Source organism: Massilia sp. Root418, assembly GCF_001425265.1.
In the GTDB taxonomy this organism is placed as follows: domain Bacteria; phylum Pseudomonadota; class Gammaproteobacteria; order Burkholderiales; family Burkholderiaceae_D; genus Rugamonas.
Genome location: NZ_LMEC01000024.1, coordinates 18,553 through 38,246, shown reverse-complemented (window position 1 = coordinate 38,246; position 19,694 = coordinate 18,553). Strand labels below are relative to the sequence as shown.

At 63.3% G+C, this 19,694-nt stretch carries 16 protein-coding genes and 1 pseudogene; 11 read left to right on the top strand and 6 right to left on the bottom strand.

What is annotated here, in order from left to right:
- The first annotated feature begins 81 nt into the window (after nt 1–81).
- The 7 genes from prpB (at nt 82) to ASC94_RS25260 (ending at nt 11,587) form a co-directional block, all read left to right on the top strand.
- Nucleotides 82–969 carry a methylisocitrate lyase gene (gene prpB, locus ASC94_RS25290; protein WP_056402645.1) on the top strand — a complete coding sequence of 296 codons (888 nt, stop codon included), beginning with the start codon at nt 82–84 and terminating at the stop codon, nt 967–969.
- 95 nt (nt 970–1,064) lie between these two features.
- Nucleotides 1,065–2,216 (top strand): 2-methylcitrate synthase, encoded by a 1,152-nt coding sequence (prpC, locus tag ASC94_RS25285; RefSeq protein WP_056402642.1) that lies wholly within the window; start codon nt 1,065–1,067, stop codon nt 2,214–2,216.
- 35 nt (nt 2,217–2,251) lie between these two features.
- Entirely contained in the window at nt 2,252–4,846 is a 2,595-nt protein-coding gene (gene acnD, locus ASC94_RS25280) for a Fe/S-dependent 2-methylisocitrate dehydratase AcnD (RefSeq protein ID WP_056403448.1), read from the top strand.
- Nucleotides 4,847–4,862: 16 nt separating this feature from the next.
- Nucleotides 4,863–6,053 (top strand): 2-methylaconitate cis-trans isomerase PrpF, encoded by a 1,191-nt coding sequence (gene prpF / locus ASC94_RS25275; RefSeq protein ID WP_056402641.1) that lies wholly within the window; start codon nt 4,863–4,865, stop codon nt 6,051–6,053.
- Between the two features lie 87 nt (nt 6,054–6,140).
- Nucleotides 6,141–6,449, top strand: a complete 309-nt coding sequence (locus ASC94_RS25270) for a DUF485 domain-containing protein (protein WP_056402638.1) — start codon at nt 6,141–6,143, stop codon at nt 6,447–6,449.
- Nucleotides 6,446–8,119, top strand: coding sequence for a cation acetate symporter (locus tag ASC94_RS25265; RefSeq protein ID WP_056402635.1), 1,674 nt, complete (start codon nt 6,446–6,448; stop codon nt 8,117–8,119). The genes ASC94_RS25270 and ASC94_RS25265 overlap by 4 nt, the downstream gene beginning before the upstream one ends.
- A 180-nt stretch (nt 8,120–8,299) precedes the next feature.
- Complete coding sequence (locus ASC94_RS25260; RefSeq protein ID WP_056402632.1) at nt 8,300–11,587, top strand: bifunctional diguanylate cyclase/phosphodiesterase; 3,288 nt, start codon at nt 8,300–8,302, stop codon at nt 11,585–11,587.
- 85 nt (nt 11,588–11,672) lie between these two features.
- Here ASC94_RS25260 and xth read toward each other — a convergent pair whose 3' ends face one another.
- From xth to ASC94_RS25235, 5 genes and pseudogenes are all read right to left on the bottom strand, one after another.
- Entirely contained in the window at nt 11,673–12,440 is a 768-nt protein-coding gene (xth, locus tag ASC94_RS25255; protein ID WP_056402629.1) for an exodeoxyribonuclease III, read from the bottom strand.
- A gap of 340 nt (nt 12,441–12,780) precedes the next feature.
- Nucleotides 12,781–13,776: a hypothetical protein gene (locus ASC94_RS32815; RefSeq protein WP_157201587.1), complete on the bottom strand. Its 996-nt coding sequence runs from the start codon at nt 13,774–13,776 to the stop codon at nt 12,781–12,783.
- A gap of 445 nt (nt 13,777–14,221) precedes the next feature.
- Nucleotides 14,222–14,473: a hypothetical protein gene (locus ASC94_RS25250; protein ID WP_056402626.1), complete on the bottom strand. Its 252-nt coding sequence runs from the start codon at nt 14,471–14,473 to the stop codon at nt 14,222–14,224.
- A gap of 110 nt (nt 14,474–14,583) precedes the next feature.
- Nucleotides 14,584–15,213 carry a hypothetical protein gene (locus ASC94_RS32810; protein WP_157201586.1) on the bottom strand — a complete coding sequence of 210 codons (630 nt, stop codon included), beginning with the start codon at nt 15,211–15,213 and terminating at the stop codon, nt 14,584–14,586.
- 247 nt (nt 15,214–15,460) lie between these two features.
- Nucleotides 15,461–16,297 (bottom strand): annotated as a pseudogene (locus ASC94_RS25235) (IS5 family transposase); the annotation flags it as partial.
- Between ASC94_RS25235 and ASC94_RS25230 the strand changes: the two are divergent.
- The 4 genes from ASC94_RS25230 to ASC94_RS25215 all read left to right on the top strand — a co-directional run bounded on the left by ASC94_RS25230 (nt 16,298) and on the right by ASC94_RS25215 (nt 18,120).
- Complete coding sequence (locus tag ASC94_RS25230; protein ID WP_157201585.1) at nt 16,298–16,612, top strand: hypothetical protein; 315 nt, start codon at nt 16,298–16,300, stop codon at nt 16,610–16,612.
- 2 nt (nt 16,613–16,614) lie between these two features.
- Complete coding sequence (locus ASC94_RS25225) at nt 16,615–16,845, top strand: hypothetical protein (protein WP_056402616.1); 231 nt, start codon at nt 16,615–16,617, stop codon at nt 16,843–16,845.
- Nucleotides 16,846–17,179: 334 nt separating this feature from the next.
- Nucleotides 17,180–17,596, top strand: coding sequence for a hypothetical protein (locus tag ASC94_RS25220; protein WP_056402613.1), 417 nt, complete (start codon nt 17,180–17,182; stop codon nt 17,594–17,596).
- A gap of 80 nt (nt 17,597–17,676) precedes the next feature.
- On the top strand, nt 17,677–18,120 hold the full coding sequence (locus tag ASC94_RS25215; protein WP_056402609.1) for a hypothetical protein: 444 nt from the start codon (nt 17,677–17,679) through the stop codon (nt 18,118–18,120).
- A 32-nt stretch (nt 18,121–18,152) separates the two neighbouring features.
- Here ASC94_RS25215 and ASC94_RS25210 read toward each other — a convergent pair whose 3' ends face one another.
- Nucleotides 18,153–19,646 (bottom strand): leucyl aminopeptidase, encoded by a 1,494-nt coding sequence (locus ASC94_RS25210; RefSeq protein WP_056402606.1) that lies wholly within the window; start codon nt 19,644–19,646, stop codon nt 18,153–18,155.
- Nucleotides 19,647–19,694 lie beyond the last annotated feature (48 nt).

Below are 19,694 nucleotides of genomic sequence, written 5' to 3'. Positions count from 1 at the left end.
CAAGTGCTTGATTTTGCAGTGTTTCACGGGCTGGCACGCCACTTGCAATGGTGGCTGCAACCTAACTTGAAAGGGCATCACATGAGCCAATACTCCGCAGGCGCCGCGTTCCGCAAAGCCGTCCAGGAAGAATCCCCGCTGCAGGTGGTCGGCGCCATCAACGCCAACCACGCCCTGCTGGCCAAGCGCGCCGGCTTCAAGGCCATCTACCTGTCCGGCGGCGGCGTCGCTGCCGGCTCGCTGGGCCTGCCGGACCTGGGCATCTCGAACCTGGACGACGTGCTCACCGACGTGCGCCGCATCACCGACGTGTGCGACCTGCCGCTGCTGGTGGACGTGGACACCGGCTTCGGCGCCTCCGCCTTCAACGTGGCCCGCACCGTCAAGTCCATGATCAAGTTCGGCGCCGCCGCCATGCACATCGAAGACCAGGTGGGCGCCAAGCGCTGCGGCCACCGTCCGGGCAAGGAGATCGTCTCCAAGGCTGAAATGGTGGACCGCATCAAGGCCGCCGTGGACGCGCGCACCGACGAGAACTTCGTCATCATGGCGCGCACCGACGCGCTGGCCGTGGAAGGCCTGGACGCCGCCATCGAACGCGCCGTGGCGTGCGTGGAGGCAGGCGCTGACATGATCTTCCCGGAAGCGATGATCTCGCTGGACATGTACAAGCAGTTCGCCAAGGCGGTGGGTGTGCCCATCCTGGCCAACATCACCGAGTTCGGCTCCACGCCGCTGTTTACGGTGGACGAACTGCGCACGGCCGACGTCGGCCTGGTGCTGTACCCGCTGTCCGCCTTCCGCGCCATGAACAAGGCTGCCGAAAACGTCTACGGCGCGATCCGCCGCGACGGCACCCAGCAGGCAGTGCTGGACACCATGCAGACCCGCGCCGAACTGTACGTGCGCATCAACTACCACGATTTCGAGCAGAAGCTGGACGCGCTGTTCGCCGCCCAGAAAAAATAAGCCGCGATTCATCAGGCGCGATACGCCCCGACAAAGAAACCGTAGGGCGGGTTAGCGCGCAGCGCGTAACCCGCCAGCCCCCGAGGAGACCCGAAATGACCGAACAAACCCCAACTTTCAAGCCTAAAAAATCCGTCGCCCTGTCCGGCGTCACCGCCGGCAACACCGCCCTGTGCTCGGTCGGCAAGACCGGCAACGACTTGCACTACCGCGGCTACGACATCCTGGACGTGGCCACCACCAGCGAGTTCGAAGAAATTGCCTACCTGCTGGTGCACGGCAAGCTGCCCACCGAGTCCGAGCTGCGCGGCTACAAGGCCAAGCTGAAATCGCTGCGCGGCCTGCCGCAGGCGGTCAAATCCGCGCTGGAGGCGCTGCCCGCTTCGGCCCACCCGATGGACGTCATGCGCACCGGCTGTTCCGTGCTGGGCTGCGTGCTGCCGGAGAAGGACGACCACAACGTGCCGGGCGCGCGCGACATCGCTGACCGTCTGATGGCCTCCTTCGGCTCCATGCTGCTGTACTGGTACCACTACAGCCACAACGGCAAGCGCATTGAAGTGGAAACCGACGACGACTCCATCGGCGGCCACTTCCTGCACCTGCTGCACGGCGAGAAGCCGCGCGAATCGTGGGTGAAAGCCATGCACGTGTCGCTGATCCTGTACGCGGAACACGAGTTCAACGCGTCCACCTTCACCAGCCGCGTCATCTCCGGCACCGGCTCCGACATCCACTCGGCCATCACCGGCGCCATCGGCGCGCTGCGCGGCCCGAAACACGGCGGCGCCAACGAATTCGCCTTCGAGATCCAGAAGCGCTACGAGAACGCCGACGAAGCCGAAGCGGACATCCGCAAGCGCGTGGAAAACAAGGAAGTGGTGATCGGCTTCGGCCATCCTGTCTACACCATCTCCGATCCGCGCAACGTGGTCATCAAGGAAGTGGCACGCAAGCTGTCCGAAGAAGCCGGTTCGACCAAGATGTTCGACATCGCCGAGCGGCTGGAATCGGTGATGTGGGAGATCAAGAAGATGTTCCCCAACCTGGACTGGTTCTCGGCCGTGTCGTACCACATGATGGGGGTGCCGACCGCCATGTTCACGCCGCTGTTCGTCATCTCGCGCACGTCCGGCTGGGCCGCGCACATCATCGAGCAGCGCATCGACAACAAGATCATCCGCCCGAGCGCGAACTACGTCGGCCCGGACGACCTGAAGTTCGTGCCGATCAAGGACCGGATTTGATGGACACTTCCATGAGCACCTCCATGAGCACCCCCATGAACACCGCATTCCGCAAAGCCCTCCCGGGCACCAAGCTCGATTTCTTCGACGCGCGCGCCGCCGTCGATGCGATCCAGCCGGGCGCCTACGACAAGCTGCCCTACACCTCGCGCGTACTGGCGGAAAACCTGGTGCGCCGCTGCGATCCGGCCACCCTGAACGCATCGCTGTCCCAGCTGATCGAGCGCAAGCGCGAGCTGGACTTCCCGTGGTTCCCCGCGCGCGTGGTCTGCCACGACATCCTGGGCCAGACCGCGCTGGTGGACCTGGCCGGCCTGCGCGACGCCATCGCCCTGCAAGGCGGCGACCCCGCGCTGGTCAATCCCGTGGTGCCGACCCAGCTGGTGGTGGACCACTCGCTGGCGGTGGAGTGCGGCGGCTTCGATCCGGACGCCTTCGAGAAGAACCGCGCCATCGAGGAGCGCCGCAACGAAGACCGCTTTGATTTCATCAACTGGACCAAGAAGGCGTTCAAGAACGTCGACGTGATCCCGCCGGGTAACGGCATCCTGCACCAGATCAACCTGGAGCGCATGTCGCCGGTGGTGCAGGTGCAGGACGGCGTGGCCTATCCGGACACGCTGGTGGGCACCGATTCGCACACCCCGATGGTGGACGCGCTGGGCGTGATCGCCATCGGCGTGGGCGGCCTGGAGGCGGAAAGCGTGATGCTGGGCCGCGCATCCTGGATGCGCCTGCCGGACATCATCGGGGTGGAACTGACCGGCAAGCCGCAGCCGGGCATCACCGCCACCGACACGGTGCTGGCGCTGACCGAATTCCTGCGCAAGGAAAAGGTGGTGTCGTCCTACCTGGAGTTCTTCGGCGCCGGTGCATCGCACCTGACGCTGGGCGACCGCGCCACCATCTCCAATATGGCGCCGGAATTCGGCTCCACCGCCGCCATGTTCTACATCGACGAGCAGACCATCAAATACCTGAAGCTGACCGGCCGCGACGCCGCGCTGGTGGACCTGGTTGAAGTCTACGCCAAGGAAACCGGCCTGTGGGCCGATGCGCTGAAGCACGCCGAGTACGAGCGCGTGATCCGCTTCGACCTGTCCACGGTGGTGCGCAACATCGCCGGCCCGTCGAATCCGCACAAGCGCGTGCCGACTTCCGAGCTGGCCGCGCGCGGCATTGCCGGCGTGGTGGAAAACGAACCGGGCCTGATGCCGGACGGCGCCGTCATCATCGCCGCCATCACCAGCTGCACCAACACCAACAACCCGCGCAACATGATCGCGGCCGGCCTGCTGGCGCGCAACGCGAACAAGCTGGGCCTGACCCGCAAGCCGTGGGTGAAAAGCTCCCTGGCACCCGGCTCCAAGGCCGTGACGCTGTACCTCGAAGAAGCGCACCTGATGCCTGAGCTGGAGCAGCTGGGCTTCGGCGTGGTGGCCTATGCCTGCACCACCTGCAACGGCATGTCCGGCGCGCTGGACCCGGCGATCCAGAAGGAGGTCATCGAACGCGACCTGTACGCCACCGCCGTCCTGTCGGGCAACCGCAACTTCGACGGCCGCATCCACCCCTACGCCAAGCAGGCCTTCCTGGCCTCGCCCCCGCTGGTGGTGGCCTACGCCATCGCCGGCACCATCCGCTTCGATATCGAGAAGGACGTGCTGGGCGTGACTCCCGATGGCAAGGAAATCCGCCTGGCCGACATCTGGCCGAGCGACGAGGACATCGATGCGCTGGTGGCTGCCAGCGTCAAGCCCGAGCACTTCCACAAGGTCTACATCCCGATGTTCGCCAAGCAGGCGGACGACGGCCTGAAAGTGAGCCCGCTGTACGCCTGGCGCCCGCAGACCACTTACATCCGCCGTCCGCCGTACTGGGAAGGCGCGCTGGCCGGCGCGCGCAGCCTGTCGGGCATGCGCCCGCTCGCGGTCCTGGGCGACAACATCACCACCGACCACCTGTCGCCGTCCAACGCCATCATGCTCGATAGCGCGGCCGGCGAGTACCTGGCGAAAATGGGCTTGCCGGAAGAGGACTTCAACTCCTACGCCACGCACCGCGGCGACCACCTGACCGCGCAGCGCGCCACCTTCGCCAACCCCACGCTGAAGAACGAGATGGTGCTCGAAGACGGCAAGGTGAAAGCCGGTTCGCTGGCCCGCATCGAGCCCGAAGGCAAGGTCACGCGCATGTGGGAAGCCATCGAGACCTACATGGAACGCAAGCAGCCGCTGATCGTGATCGCCGGCGCGGATTACGGCCAGGGTTCTTCGCGCGACTGGGCCGCCAAGGGCGTGCGCCTGGCCGGCGTGGAGGCGATCGTGGCGGAAGGCTTCGAGCGCATCCACCGCACCAACCTGGTGGGCATGGGCGTGCTGCCGCTGGAGTTCATGCCGGACGTGAACCGCCTGACGCTGGGCATCGACGGCACCGAGACTTTCGACGTGCAGGGCGAGCGTACGCCGCGCGCCACGCTCACGCTGGTCATCCACCGCAGGAACGGCGGCCAGCTCAACGTTCCCGTGATCTGCCGCCTGGACACCGCCGAGGAAGTGTCGATCTACGAAGCGGGCGGCGTGCTGCAGCGCTTCGCGCAGGACTTCCTTGAATCGGCAAAGGCGGCGTGAATTTAAAGGCATATCCATGGCACACAAACCTCAAACCAAAATCGCCGCCACCTATATGCGCGGCGGCACCAGCAAGGGCGTGTTCTTCCGGCTGCAGGACCTGCCGCAGGATGCGCAGGTCCCCGGCAAGGCGCGCGACGCCTTGCTGCTGCGCGTGATCGGCAGCCCGGACCCGTACGGCAAGCAGATCGACGGCATGGGCGGCGCCACATCGAGCACCAGCAAGGCGGTGATCCTGTCCAAGTCCGCGAAAGCCGGCCATGACGTGGACTACCTGTTCGGCCAGGTCTCCATCGACCAGCCCTTCGTCGACTGGAGCGGCAACTGCGGCAACCTGTCCGCCGCAGTGGGCGCCTTCGCCATCAGCGGAGGCCTGGTGGATGCTGGCCGCGTTCCGCGCGACGGCGTGGCCGTGGTGCGCATCTGGCAGGCCAACATCGGCAAGACCATCATCGCCCACATCCCAGTGGCCAATGGCGAAGTGCAGGAAACCGGCGACTTCGAACTGGACGGCGTGACCTTCCCGGCCGCCGAAGTGCAGCTTGAATTCATGGACCCGGCAGCGGACGAGGAGGGCGCCGGCGCCGGCGCCAGCAAGTCCATGTTCCCGACCGGGAACCTGGTGGACGAACTGGACGTACCGGGTGTCGGCAGCTTCAAGGCCACCATGATCAACGCTGGCATCCCCACCATCTTCGTCAACGCGGCGGACATCGGCTACACCGGCACCGAACTGCAGGACGCCATCAACGGCGACGCCAAGGCGCTGGCGCGCTTTGAAACCATCCGCGCGCACGGCGCGCTGCGCATGGGCCTCATCAAGCATATCGACGAAGCGGCGCAGCGGCAGCACACGCCCAAGGTGGCCTTCGTTGCGCCGCCTGCGGCTTACGTGTCTTCCAGCGGCAAGCCGGTGGCGGCGGGCGATATCGACCTGCTGGTGCGCGCGCTCTCGATGGGCAAGCTGCACCACGCCATGATGGGCACGGCCGCAGTGGCCATCGGCACTGCCGCTGCGGTGCCGGGCACGCTGGTCAACCTGGCGGCCGGCGGTGGCGCGCGCAACGCCGTGCGCTTCGGCCATCCCTCCGGCACGCTGCGCGTTGGCGCGGAAGCGGTGCAGGAAAATGGCGAGTGGAGCGTGACCAAGGCCATCATGAGCCGCAGCGCGCGCGTGCTGATGGAAGGCTGGGTGCGCGTGCCGTAAGGGGACGGTAAGGCTGGCGGTTTATTGTGGATGCAAGCTCGCGAACAACAGAGCACAAGCTGCATATCAATTCACAGGAGACACGCCATGCACGACGATCTGGTTCAAAAAATCAAGCGCGACCCCAGCTACCATCAGCTGGTCCGGTCGCGCTCCCGCTACGGCTGGGCGCTCACCGCGCTCATGATGCTGGTCTACTACGGCTACATCCTGCTGATCGCCTTCAACAAGGAATTCCTGGCAACGAAGACCGGCCTGGGCGTGATGACCTGGGGCATGCCGATCGGCCTGTTCGTGATCGTGTTCACCGTGGTGGTCACCGCAGTCTACGTGCGCCGCGCCAACGGCCAGTTCGATGAACTGACCGAAGCCATTCACAAGCGGGTGCACGCATGAGCGCCGCCAAACGCAGCCTTTCCCTGCTTGGCGCGCTGCTGCTGGCAGGCGCCAGCGGCGCCGTGCTGGCCGGGGGCGTGGACCTGGGCCAGGCCGAGCGCCAGCCGACCAACTGGACCGCCATCGTCATGTTCGGCGCCTTCGTGGTGTTTACGCTGTTCGTCACCAAGTGGGCGGCCGCCAAGACCCGCTCCGCGTCCGACTTCTACACCGCAGGCGGCGGCATCACCGGCTTCCAGAACGGCCTGGCCATCGCCGGCGACTATATGTCGGCCGCGTCCTTCCTCGGCATTTCCGCCGCCGTGTTCCTGAACGGCTACGATGGCCTGATCTACGCCATCGGCTTCCTGGTCGGCTGGCCCGTGATCACCTTCCTGATGGCGGAGCGCTTGCGCAACCTGGGCCGCTTCACCTTCGCCGACGTGGCGGCCTACCGCTTCAAGCAGGCGCCGATCCGCATCTTCTCCGCCTCCGGCACGCTGGTGGTGGTGGCCTTCTACCTGATCGCGCAGATGGTGGGCGCGGGCCAGCTGATCAAGCTGCTGTTCGGCCTGGAGTACTGGATCGCCGTGGTGCTGGTCGGCTCGCTGATGATGATCTACGTGCTGTTCGGCGGCATGACCGCCACCACCTGGGTGCAGATCATCAAGGCGGTGATGCTGCTGGGCGGCGCCAGCTTCATGGCCATCGTGGTGCTGGCGCAGTTCAATTTCAGCCCGGAGGCGCTGTTCGCCAAGTCGGTTGAAGTGCACGCCAAGGGCGACGCCATCATGGGCCCCGGCACCTTCATCAAGGACCCGGTGTCGGCCATTTCCTTCGGCATGGCGCTGATGTTCGGCACCGCCGGCCTGCCGCACATCCTGATGCGCTTCTTCACCGTGCCAAGCGCCAAGGAGGCGCGCAAATCGGTATTCTGGGCCACCACCTGGATCGCCTATTTCTACGTGCTGACCTTCATCATCGGCTTCGGCGCCATCGTCCTGGTGAGCACCAATCCCGAGTTCAAGGACGCCGCCGGCAAACTGCTGGGCGGGAACAACATGGCGGCCATCCACCTGGCCAAGGCGGTGGGCGGCAACGTCTTCCTCGGCTTCATCTCGGCGGTGGCTTTCGCCACCATCCTCGCGGTGGTGGCCGGCTTGACGCTGTCCGGCGCATCGGCCGTGTCGCACGACCTGTACGCCACCGTCATCAAAAAGGGCCAGGCCACCGGCGCCAGCGAACTGCGCGTCTCGCGCCTGACCACCATCGCGCTGGGCGTGGTGGCCGTGGTGCTGGGCATCGTGTTCGAGAAGCAGAACATCGCGTTCATGGTCTCGCTGGCCTTCGCCATCGCCGCCTCGGCCAACTTCCCGGTGCTGTTCATGTCGGTGCTGTGGAAGGACTGCACCACGCGCGGCGCCACCGTGGGCGGCTTCATCGGCCTGACGTCCGCCGTGGTGCTGACGGTGCTGTCGAAATCGGTGTGGGTTGATGTGCTGGGCTACACCGATGCGCTGTTCCCTTACGCCTCGCCCGCCATCTTCTCGATGCCGGCCGGCTTCGCCGCCATCTGGCTGGTCTCCATGCTGGACCGCAGTGCGCGTGCGCGCATCGACCGCGCCGGCTATGAGGCGCAGGAAATGCGTTCCGAGACCGGCATCGGTGCGGCCGGCGCCAGCGCCCACTGAGGCAAGCGGCCGCGGCCGCGCTGTGCTGTTGTAACTACGCCCGGTCCTGCCGGGCGTAGCCGCTTTTAGAGGGGATAGTCTGGCCGCGCAGTGGCTACATTGGCAGTTGTGGTTTATGATCTGCCCACTACGCTGCCGCAAGGAGACAGGCATCGTCACTTACAAGGTGCCCAGGTGTACATGAGTCATGTTCCGCCCCATCCGGATTCCGTGGCCGAGGCTTTGCTGCTGATCGGGCTGCCCGCCTGCGCGTGCGGCAGCGGCGGCCGCGTGCTGGCATCGAGCCCGGAACTGGACCAGCTGCTTGGTTTTCCTGCCCAGGGCCGTCCCGCCGCCGACATCTTTGCGCGCCATGTGCGCGGCGACAGCGCGGCGCGGCTCAGCGAGGCCATGGCCGGTGCGGCGGGGACGGGCGATGCGGCGCGGCAGTGGGACAGCTGCCTGGCGCGTGCTGACGGCCAGTACATCCCGGTGCAGGTCGCGCTCAAGCCGCTGGCCAGCGGCGGGGCGGGCGGCGCCTTTATCGTATTCCACGACACCAGCGCCTTCCAGCGCGACCAGCGCGCGCTGCGCAAGACCTTGCTGGAACAGCAGGCCATCCTGGAAAACGCCGCCGTCGGCATCCTGTTCGGCAAGTCCGGCGCCATCATCGAGTGCAATATCCGCGCGGCGGAAATGTTCGGCTATGCGCGCGACGAGCTGGAAGGCGCCAGCGGCAATATGCTCTACGCCACGGACGAGATCCGCCAGCGCGTGGCTGATCAATCCCGGCCTTTGCTGCTCCAGGGGCAGTCCTACAAATCCGAAGTGCAGCTGCGCCGCAAGGACGGCACCCTGTTCTGGGGCCGCATCTACGGCCGCTCCCTGGATCCGTCGGACATCGGCGAAGGCACGGTGTGGATCGTGGAGGACATCAGCGAGCAGCGCGCGGCCGAGGAAAGCATGCGCAAGCTGCTGATGGAGCAGAAGGCCATCCTCGACAACGCCTCGGTCGGCATCCTGTTCACCAAGGCGCAAACGCTGTTGAGCTGCAATCCCCGCATGGCCGAAATGTTCGGCTACACGCGCGAAGAGATGTACGGCCGCCCGTCGGTGGAAGTGTTCCCGTCTCCGGAAGCGTACGCGGCGTTCGGGCGCGAAGCCGGCCCGCTGCTGGGCAGCGGCCAGCCGTTCGAGAAGAAGGAATTCCAGTTCAAGCGCAAGGATGGCAGCCTGCTGTGGTGCCGGGTGCGGGCCCAGGCCATCAGCCACGAAAGCGGCGACGGCGGCACCATCTGGATCCTGGAAGACATCACCCGCTCGCGCCAGACGCAGATGGAAGTCGAAGCCATCATGACCAATGCGTCGATCAGTATCCTGTTCACCAAGCACCGCGTCATCACGCGCTACAACCGCGGCTTCGCCGACATGTTCCGCTACGACGGCGAGGAAGGCCTGGGCTTGCCCGGCATGTCGCTGTACCCCTCGCAGGCGGCCTACGAGCGCCTTGGCGCGGCCGCCACGCCCTTCCTGATGGTGGGCAAGCCCTTCCAGACCGAGGTGGAAATGCGGCGCAAGGACGACAGCACCTTCTGGGCCCAGCTGATCGCCTACGTGGTCAATCCGGAAGACCCCAACCAGGGCACCATCTGGATAGTCGAAGACCGCACCGAGCAGAAGTTGGCCGAGGAGTCGCTGCGCAATGCGCTGCTGGAAAACCAGGCCATCCTCGACAGCGCCGTGCTGGGCATCTCGGTATGCGAGGGCGGCTACAACCTGCGCTGCAACGCTAAGATGGAAGAGCTGTTCGGCTACGCGCAGGGCGAGATGGACAACCTGAGCGTGCAGGCCTTCTACCCGGACCTGCAGTCGTGGGACGCGGCGCGCAAGGAAACCGCGCGCGACTTCCAGGCCGGCCACGTGAACACCTCCGAGCACCAGCTGGTGCGCAAGGACGGCAGCCGTTTCTGGGCGCGCCTGTCCGGGCGTCCGTTCGACATGGCGCAGCCCAACGGCCGCTCGGTGTGGCTGGTGGACGACATCACCGCGCGCCGCGCCGACGCCGAGGCGGTGCGCCGCGCGCGCGACGAGTTGGAGGTGCGGGTACTGGAACGCACCGCCGAACTGGCCGGCGCCAACGCCCAGCTGCAAGGCGAGATCGTCGAGCGGCGCCAGGCCGAGGCGCGTGTGCACCACATGGCCTACCACGACAGCCTGACCGGCCTGCCCAACCGCGCGCTGCTGGCCGACCGCCTGGACCGCGCCATGCTGGCCGCGCAACGCTCGGACCGGCGCCTGGCCGTGATGTTCCTGGACCTGGACCGCTTCAAGACCATCAACGATTCGCTCGGCCACCTGACCGGCGACCAGCTGCTCAAGGAAGTGGCCAGCCGGCTGTGCCGCGCGGTGCGCGCCAGCGACACCGTGGCGCGCCTGGGCGGAGACGAATTCGTGGTGCTGGTGCCGGGCATCCGTTCCACCGACGAGGCCAGCCGCGTGGCCGAAAAGATCATCGAGGCGCTGGCCGTGCCCTTCCCGCTGGAAGGGCGCATGCTGCACATTACGCCGTCGATCGGCATCTGCGTCTACCCGGACGACGGCGAGGACGTGGAAACGCTGATGCGCCACGCCGACGGCGCCATGTACCACGCCAAGGCGTCGGGCCGCAACAACTACCAGTTCTTCACGCAGAAGATGAACGTCACGGCGGCCCAGCACTTCGAGCTGGAGAATAGCCTGCGCAGCGCCCTGGCGCTGGGTCAGTTCGAACCGCACTTCCAGCCCATCATGGACATCGCCACGCGCCGCGTGCACGCCATGGAGGTGCTGCTGCGCTGGCGCCGTCCCGGCCAGGGCCTGGTGATGCCGGACAGCTTCATCCCGCTGATCGAGGAAAACGGCATGATTGTGCCGATCGGCGAATGGGTAATGCGGCGCGCCTGCGAGCAGAGCATGGAATGGCTGAGAATGGGCCTGCAGCCGGTGCCGCTGGCGGTGAACCTGTCGGCGCGCCAGTTCATGCACCGTGGCCTGGTCGATTCGATCCGCCTGATCCTGGACGAAACCGGCATCGACCCGTCCATGATCGAATTCGAGATCACCGAAACGGCGCTGATGCAGCACGGCGAGCACACCATGGAAATCCTGGGCCAGATCAACGCCATGGGCATCCGCCTGTCGATCGACGATTTCGGCACCGGCTATTCCAGCCTGGCCTACCTGAAGCGCTTCCCGGTGAAAAAGATCAAGATCGACCGCGCCTTCATCAAGGACCTGGAAGCCAGTTCGGAAGACCGCGCTATCGTGGCGGCCATCATTGCGCTGTCGGACAGCCTGCAAATGCCGGTGGTGGCCGAAGGGGTGGAGACGGAAGGGCAGTTCGCCCTGCTGCAGCGCCAGGGCTGCCAGTACGCGCAGGGCTACCTGTTCTCGCAGCCGGTGCCGCACGAAAACGCACAGCACATGCTGGAGCGCCAGGCGTCCGCGTGACGCGCGCGGCGTAGGGGATAGGGCGTAGGGCGTAGGGCGTAGGGCGTAGGGCGGGTTAGCGCGCTGGCGCGCGTAACCCGCCAGCTCAGTCGCGCAAGGTCGCGATCACCGGCGCATGATCCGACGGCTGCTCCCACTTGCGCGGTGCGCGGTCCACCACGCAGGCGGTGCAGCGCGCGGCCAGCGGCGGCGACAGCAGGATATGGTCGATGCGCACGCCCTTGTTCTTCTGGAAACCCAGCATGCGGTAATCCCACCAGCTGAACGTCTTCTCGGCCTGCTCGAACAGGCGGAAGGAGTCCGCCAGGCCCAGCGTAAAGAGCGCCTGCAGCGCGCTGCGTTCCGGCTCCGAGCACAGCACCTGGCCGGCCCACAGCACCGGATCGTGCACGTCGCGGTCGTCCGGGGCGATGTTGTAGTCGCCCAGCACGGCCAGGTTGGGGTGCAGCGCCGCTTCCAGTTCCAGCCAGTGGCGGAACGACGCCAGCCAGCCCAGTTTGTACTCGTATTTGTCGGTGCCCACCGCCTGGCCGTTCGGCACGTAGGCGCACACCACGCGCACGCCGTCGATGGTGGCCGCCAGGATGCGCTGCTGCGCGTCCTCGTAATGCGGATTGTTGCGCACCACGTCCGTCATCGGCAGCTTGGACAGGATGGCCACACCGTTGTAGGTCTTCTGGCCGCTGAACACCACCTGGTAGCCGGCCGCTTCGATGGCCGCGACCGGGAACTTGTCATCGGTCAGCTTGGTCTCCTGAATGCACAGCACATCGACCGGATTGTCCTCCAGCCACTTCAAAACATGGGGCAGGCGGACATTCAGCGAGTTGACATTCCAAGTTGCGAGTTTCATAATATTATAAGGTCTTTTTAAATCAATAGCTTGGGTTTGAATTTTCAGGAATTCTCAATTTAGCTACCCAGCTAGCTACCCGATTTCGGTGCGGCATATGTGGCTTTGTGTCGTTGCATCGGCGCAAATCATCGGCGCAAATTGTACCCTAGTTTGAGGTGGCCTCATCAGGAGCTTTAGGCCAAAGCGCCAGTGCATTTGCGGTTGGGCGATGGCAAGGGATCAGTCACGAGCGAGTGACGGCCCCCCGTTCTTTGCGACCCAACAAGGCAGGGCAACCAAGACGCTTTGCGCCTTGGTCAAGATGAAATTACCGAAAGATAGAGTAGGCCGCTTCTACCTACTTATAAATCTCATCGGCATCGCTTTGGCACTGCCGTTTTCCCTCCACCATTCTTTCTATGGCGTCAGAATAACAAAGAGCGCGCCGCTCCCGATCAATCTGCGTATCTCGTGGATAGGCCCTTTGGCACGCAGGTACGTGCACATCGTAATAGATCTGCTCGGTTGCTGCAAAGCAACGCCTAAGATACTCTTCTTTTGTGGCGGGGCACGATCCGGCTGCGGCGGTGGTGGCGGATTGTGCAGTCGGGGTGCTACCTGGGGTGGAACTGCAACCGGGGCCGTCACCAGGGTCGGTGCCGGAGCCGCCGCCGTTATCCGAGCCGCCGCCGCCCCATATTGGTATGTCAACGGTGCCCGGGGGTGAGCCAGGCGAAGGAGGTAAAGGGGTACCTGGAACATCGACAATATTTTCTTCAGACAGCGGCGACATTCCTGGGTCATCAGTCTCCGGTTCCGCTTGCATAGCCTTTTCAAGTTTGGCGGTAATATATTCTATTTCAGTAGTCACTGCTTTTGCATAAGAGATTAAATCCAAGCTTCCAATAGTGTTGGAAGTGAATCTAAGTCGCGGTGATACGCCTGCACGAGCAAAGCCGATTTTAATATCGCCACTCATCTTTACTCGGGTTGGCAAGCAGTTTGCCGCTTTCGCTCCGATTGCGACATAGCAGATCGAAATTCTGTCCTTTGACAATGCAAGCCAGCTAGCATGGGAATTTTTTACAAATGGGCCTGCAACTACACGGATTGTGGTTGCAAGTTCGTTCGGCATCGTGATGGTTTTGCAGCCGGCAGGATTTGCTGAGCATACGACGACGTTACCTAACGGCACAAGCATTACAGTGCGTTGCTCAGTGGCTGAGAACGGAAAGTATTGTTCATAAGCATCGCCGCCCTGGGGGGGAGACGTTGCAGCAGTGCTGAAACCAACGACGCAGCTTGCAAGAACAGCTGCAAGCGACGCGCGCGTTAATAAATTGTTTAAATCCATCGTCATCCTTCGAGAGGTCTATAATGTGTACTGCATCCGAAATTTAGCATGTGCTGCACATTGGAAAACTATCGAAATGTCACTAGGATATACTATGAATTTCACTCGAAAGTGGATTGCTTATTCTCCTGACGGTAGAGAGGAGACTTTTATTATTGATGTTTCCCCCTCAATCGCTTATGGGAGCGATGTATATTGCAATGTAACGATTGGTCAGAAAACGAATCGAATTTTCGGGATTGACTCTTGGCAAGCCATTCAGCTCTCCTTCAAATTCGTACGCAGCGAGATTGAACTTCTCGAAAGGGCGAACTGGAGGTTCGCCCATCCGGATGGGCACCCAACAGGGGCCTCCGACTTGTAAGTGATCGGGCTTGCCACGGATCCCACTCCGGCGACGGATGATACTCAGCCGACCGGCTATGCTCCAGTTCTGGGCGGCGAATTACTTGGCATGGGCGATGAGATCTTGGCGCTCCAGGTGCCGGGTCAGTCCATCGGAGGTGATGCCATTTGCCATCAAGACGCGGCTCAACTGCTGCTTCTGCTGCAGCGTCAGTTCGCGCGTCATGGCGCCGATGATCTGGTGCGCCAGCTGCAGTTCGGCAGTCAGGTCCGTTGCAGCGCGGTCGATGTGCTGGATTTTTTCTGCCGGCGTGGCGGCGGCTTTGCGGAAGTGAATGTTTACTTGGCTCATAATTGATTCCTGTTATTCGGAAAATTCCATGCCTGCCAGCAGGGCGCCGTTATGTGGCACCGCGAGAGCGCGGTTCTTCTTCCTTTTTGATGGTGGGCCCGGCTGCTGCATTAGCCGGTTGCTTCTCCTTCAGCTGCAGCTTTGGGCGTTGTGCTGTTGCCAGCTGCGGGGCCGCGTCGTCCAGCACCTGGTCGGCGTCGGTAGCGTCCTCTGCCTTGCTCCAGCCGTTGTTGTAGAAATAACCCAGCTTTTTGGCGGCCTCGACGTTGCCAGTGCGGTGCTTTGCCAACGATATGGCGCGCATCCTCGGCCAGATATTCAATGTTCGCGGCAAGGACTTCGTGCACGTCGCTGGGGTTCTGCAGTTCGCTGATGTCAATCCGTGCGATTGCGATTTCGCTGGCGCGTGCGCTGAGGCCTTCGATCTTAACCAGTACAGCCTGCCGGGCGATCTCCTTGTAATCGCGGACAATGAGCTTTGCCAATTCGCGGAGCATGGGGAGGGGCATGCCGCTCTTCGCGCGCTCCTGCCGCTTGCGATATATCACCGTGCGCTCCAGGGTGACGCGCTTGGCGCGTTCCTCATCTTCCTGCTGCTGCTTGAAGCGAGCCTGTTGAGCTTCCTCCTGCTTAGTCAGGGCTGGCGCCTTCGACGGGGTCGGCAGCCTCTTCCGCGAGGCATGCCGCACGGACCTCCGGCGTCTCGCAAATGCCTTGCTTTTCAAATGCCGCTTGGACATCACTACGCTTAAAGACGGGTGACACTCCACGTTTGCTGTCTTTTAAATAGCTGGCAGGGGGGGGCGGCACCAAGGCGGACGACAGAAGCTCTTTGATATGGCCGCTCATGCCGGTGGCGGGCGCTAGGGAGACGCTGATCAATTGAGCTTTTCGGCGTCACTGGCCGTGTTTAGCGTCCCAATGTGGTCACGAAAACTCATTGAAGGGCCTAAAAAACGGCGAATTCGCCCCCGAACTTGCCTGCTGCTACGCTCGAGACGGAGTTCGGGCGTTGGGTAATTTAAAGCGGCGGCCAGCGAGTACCAGGTTGGCCAAGGCAAACAGGGAAAACAACTGGGCAGTGTTCTTTGCCCAGCCCCGATACCGCGTCTTGCGATGACGGAAGAGGTTCTTCAACACATGAAACGGATGCTCGACTTTCGCCCGCACGCTGGCCTTGAGCACGTACAGCTTTTCGCGCTGGCGTCCAAGCTTATTGTTCGGAAGAGCCTTGCGTGCAGCGCGCTTCATGGCGGCAAACCAGGTCACCGATTTGCCCTGATTATCTTCGCGCTTTTCAACGCCCTGGTAGCCCGCATCGCCGAGCGCAGCGATCTCGTCGCCGTGCAGGAGCGCGTGTGCTTGCGTGACGTCGGCCACGTTGCCGGCCGTGCCGAGTCCGGTGTGCACCAAGCCAGACGTGGCGTCCACGCCGATATGCGCTTTCATCCCGAAGTGCCAGTCGTTGCCCTTCCTGGACTGGTGCATTTCCGGATCGCGCTGCTTGTCCCGGTTCTTTGTCGACGGCGGCGCGGCGATCAAGGTGGCATCGACGATGGCCCCTTCGCGCATCATCAAACCTTTCTCGGCCAAGTGCCCATTGATGGTGTCGAAGATCTGGCGCGTCAGCCCGTTCGCTTCGAGCAGACGGCGAAACTTGAGCAACGTCGTCGCGTCCGGCGCCGACTCGCGGTTCAAGTCAATGCCGACGAAACCACGGATTGCCTGGCTGTCGTAGATCGCGTCCTCAATACCTTCATCGGACGGTCCGAAGCATTGCTGGGCCACGTACATGCGCAGCATGCCCGCCAAGCCAATCGGCGGATGCGCAAGTCAGCTATTGCGCTGTTAACATTGAAAGTATTACGTGATGACAGGAGCTTGATTACCGAGTTGCCGGCCGCGCCGACGCGCGACGATCCGGACAAATTCAGCGAGCGCGGCGACGCGCTGATGATAGCGTTGCCGCCGATGATGCAGCAGATCAACGCATTGATCCCGGCGATTATAGATGCGGCCGCAGCGGGCACGCTGGCCCCCGCAGCGCAGCCGCTGCGGCCGCTGCAGCAAGTGCCGCGACTGCACTCACCGCTCCAGCCACGAGCGCGACGTCGACGAGCGCTATCGCCATCGGCGTAGGAATGAAGGCCTTTACGTTGGCGCATGCTGGCAAAGGATTTCTGCGTGGACAGTGGTTGCTCATCGCATCATCGGCCGCGCCCGATGTCAACCGGATGGCGGGGCCGCTCGCGACCTTTGACCCTGCCACAGGCGCCGCCACGGTCAACGTGAAGGCGCTTGGCGGCGACAGCGGCAGTTTCTCTGCTTGCAAGTTTCATCAGGGCAGTCCTATTGTGTTGGCGGTAATTTAGTCAAGGCGGCATTATACGGCCTGGCCAGAAAAGCCCCGCAACCGCCCGAATGCGGCACTATTGATCAGCAAGCTGTTTGCAAAATGTAACAATATAAAAAATAATTGCCGATAGTGCTTCATTGTTATCAAATTGGTACTAAGATTCCATAAACGGCTGCCGAAAACAGAAATATACTGAAAGAACTTGGGATGACACTGAATTTTCCATGAAGCAACACATGTGATGCAAAAAAGCTTAGAATTGTGTTGGAACGCATCAATAAATGGTACTATTGGGAAATAGTTGTTGTTTAAACAGTGAGATATGCGCGAAGCATTTGTAAAGGACTGAAATGCGATCTGCATTTGAAGCATGGGCGCAGCGCGATGGGCACATCGTGCGCCGCCGCGAGGACAAACCAGAAGAGTACCTGGTATTCGAAACGCAACGCCGCTGGGTGATCTGGCAGGCGGCGCTGGAGCACGGCAAAACGCCGGCGGGGCGAAAGACGGCAGCGCAGAAGGAAGCAGCTGCCGCCGAGAAAGCCGCTGCCGCGCGTTCGCCGGCCTTGCAGCGCGCGCCAGCCTTGAGCCAGGACGAGGCTGTGGTTCGCAACCAGGTGCTCAACGAGGTACTGGACGCGTTTTCGCGGCTGAACGGCGAATCGGGCATGGAAGACATTCTCCAGGTGATACAAAGCCTGAAGCAGCCTGCCAAACCGCAAGCCGCCGAGCGCGCAACAGAGACCGGCAAGGCGCTGCAGCGTTAACACGCCGCGCGCGGGGCCACGGATAGGCAGCACCGCCTGGTGCTGCCTCGGGGCTCTGCCGCCTAGTCTAAAGGGCTGATATGTCCCGGATAGCCATTTGCGCTGCGGTTGCTGCGCTGGCCGCGCTGGCCGGCTGCGGCACCCTGACCGAATCTCCCAGCCAGCGCGTGCTGGTGCAGACTGTGCTCGACCACCGTGCCGTGGCCGGCGCCGGCTGCATCCTGCAGAACGACGCCGGCAAGTGGTTCGTCACCACGCCGGCGCGCGTGTCGATCCGCAGGAGCGTGGGCCAGCTGCGCGTGGACTGCCGCCTGGACAATGCCGCCTGGGCCTACGAGAAGATCAATTCAAAACAGAACAGTACGCTGTGGGGCAACGTCGCCCTGACGGCGGGTATCGGCATTATGGTCGACCGCAATACCGGGCAGGGTTTCGACTATCCGGACGTGCTGACCGTGGAAATGAAGCGCTACGATGGCGAGGCTGGGCAGCCGCCGCCGGATGCGGGGCGCACTGTGTACTAATAAAAAAACGGGCCTTGCGGCCCGTTTGTTTTTTATGCCCTGTTAATCAGGAAGTTCGCCAGCAGCGGCACCGGACGGCCGGTGGCGCCCTTGGCGCCGCCCGACTTCCAGGCGGTGCCGGCGATGTCCAGGTGGGCCCAGTTGTACTTGCGGGTGAAGTTTTCCAGGAAGGCCGCCGCTGTGCACGAGGCGCCGCCCGGCGTGCCGATGTTGGCCAGGTCGGCGAAATTGGACTTCAGCTGCTCGTTGTACTGCTCGCCGATCGGCAGGCGCCAGGCGGTGTCGCCGGCGGCCTTGCCTGCAGCCAGCAGCTCGGCCGCCAGCGCGTTGTGGACGTCGTCGTCGCGCGTGAACAGGCCGCTGTTGTGGTGGCCCAGGGCCACGATGCAGGCGCCGGTCAGGGTGGCGATGTCGATCACCGCGGCCGGGTTGAAGCGCTCGGCGTAGGTCAGCGCGTCGCACAGCACCAGGCGGCCTTCGGCGTCGGTGTTCAGGATTTCGATGGTCAGGCCGTTCATGGAGGTGACGATGTCGCCCGGCTTGGTGGCGCGGCCGGAAGGCATGTTTTCGCAGGCGGCGATAATGCCCACCACATTGGACTTCAGGCCCATCTCGCCGATGGCGCGGAAGGTGCCCAGCACCGAGGCGGCGCCGCACATGTCGTACTTCATCTCGTCCATGCCGGGGCCGGCCTTGATCGAGATGCCGCCGGTGTCGAAGGTGATGCCTTTACCGACCAGCACCACCGGCGCATCCTTGGCCTTGCCGCCCTTGTGCTTCAGGACGATGAACTTGGGCGGCTGCTCGCTGCCGTTGGTCACTGACAGGAAGCTGCCCATCTTCAGTGCTTCGAGCTGCTTGCGGTCCAGGACTTCCACGTCGAAGCCGAACTCCTTGGCCAGCTTCCTGGCGGTGTCGGCCAGGTAGGTCGGGGTGCAGACGTTGGCCGACAGGTTGCCCAGGTCCTTGGTCAGTTCCATGCCGTTGGCGATCGCGACCGCCTGCGACAGCGCCAGCTTGTTGGCGGCGCTGTTGGCCACGGCCAGTGCCACTTTCTTCACGCCGGCCGGAGCCGGATCCTTCTTGCTCTTCTGGCTGTCGGTGCGGTAGATGCTTTCGCGGCCGGCCTGCACCACGGCGCGGATGGCCCACGCTGCGTCGCGCTCTTTCACTTCTTCCAGCGGTAGTGCGATAATGGCGTCCGCCGCGCCCAGGGTGGAGAACGCCTTGACTGCAGCCTGTACGCCGGAGGCGAAGCTTTTCTCGCCGACGGCTTCGTCGGCGCCCAGGCCGATCAGCAGCACGCGCTCGGCGGCGGCGCCTTTCAGGCCGCGCAGCAGCAGGGCCGTACCTGGCTTGCCGGTGATGTCGCCGGACTTCAGCGCAGCCGTGATTTCACCCGCACTGTCGAGGGCCTTGGCCGCTTGCGAAAGCTTCTTGTTTTCGAATACCGCGACGGCGATGCAGCCGGTCTTGGCGGACGCAATGGTGTTTTTTGCGTCGAATGCTTTTATGCTAAAGTCCATTAGATTTCTCCGTGTAGGCTTGGTTCTTACTTAACTTGACGACCGAAT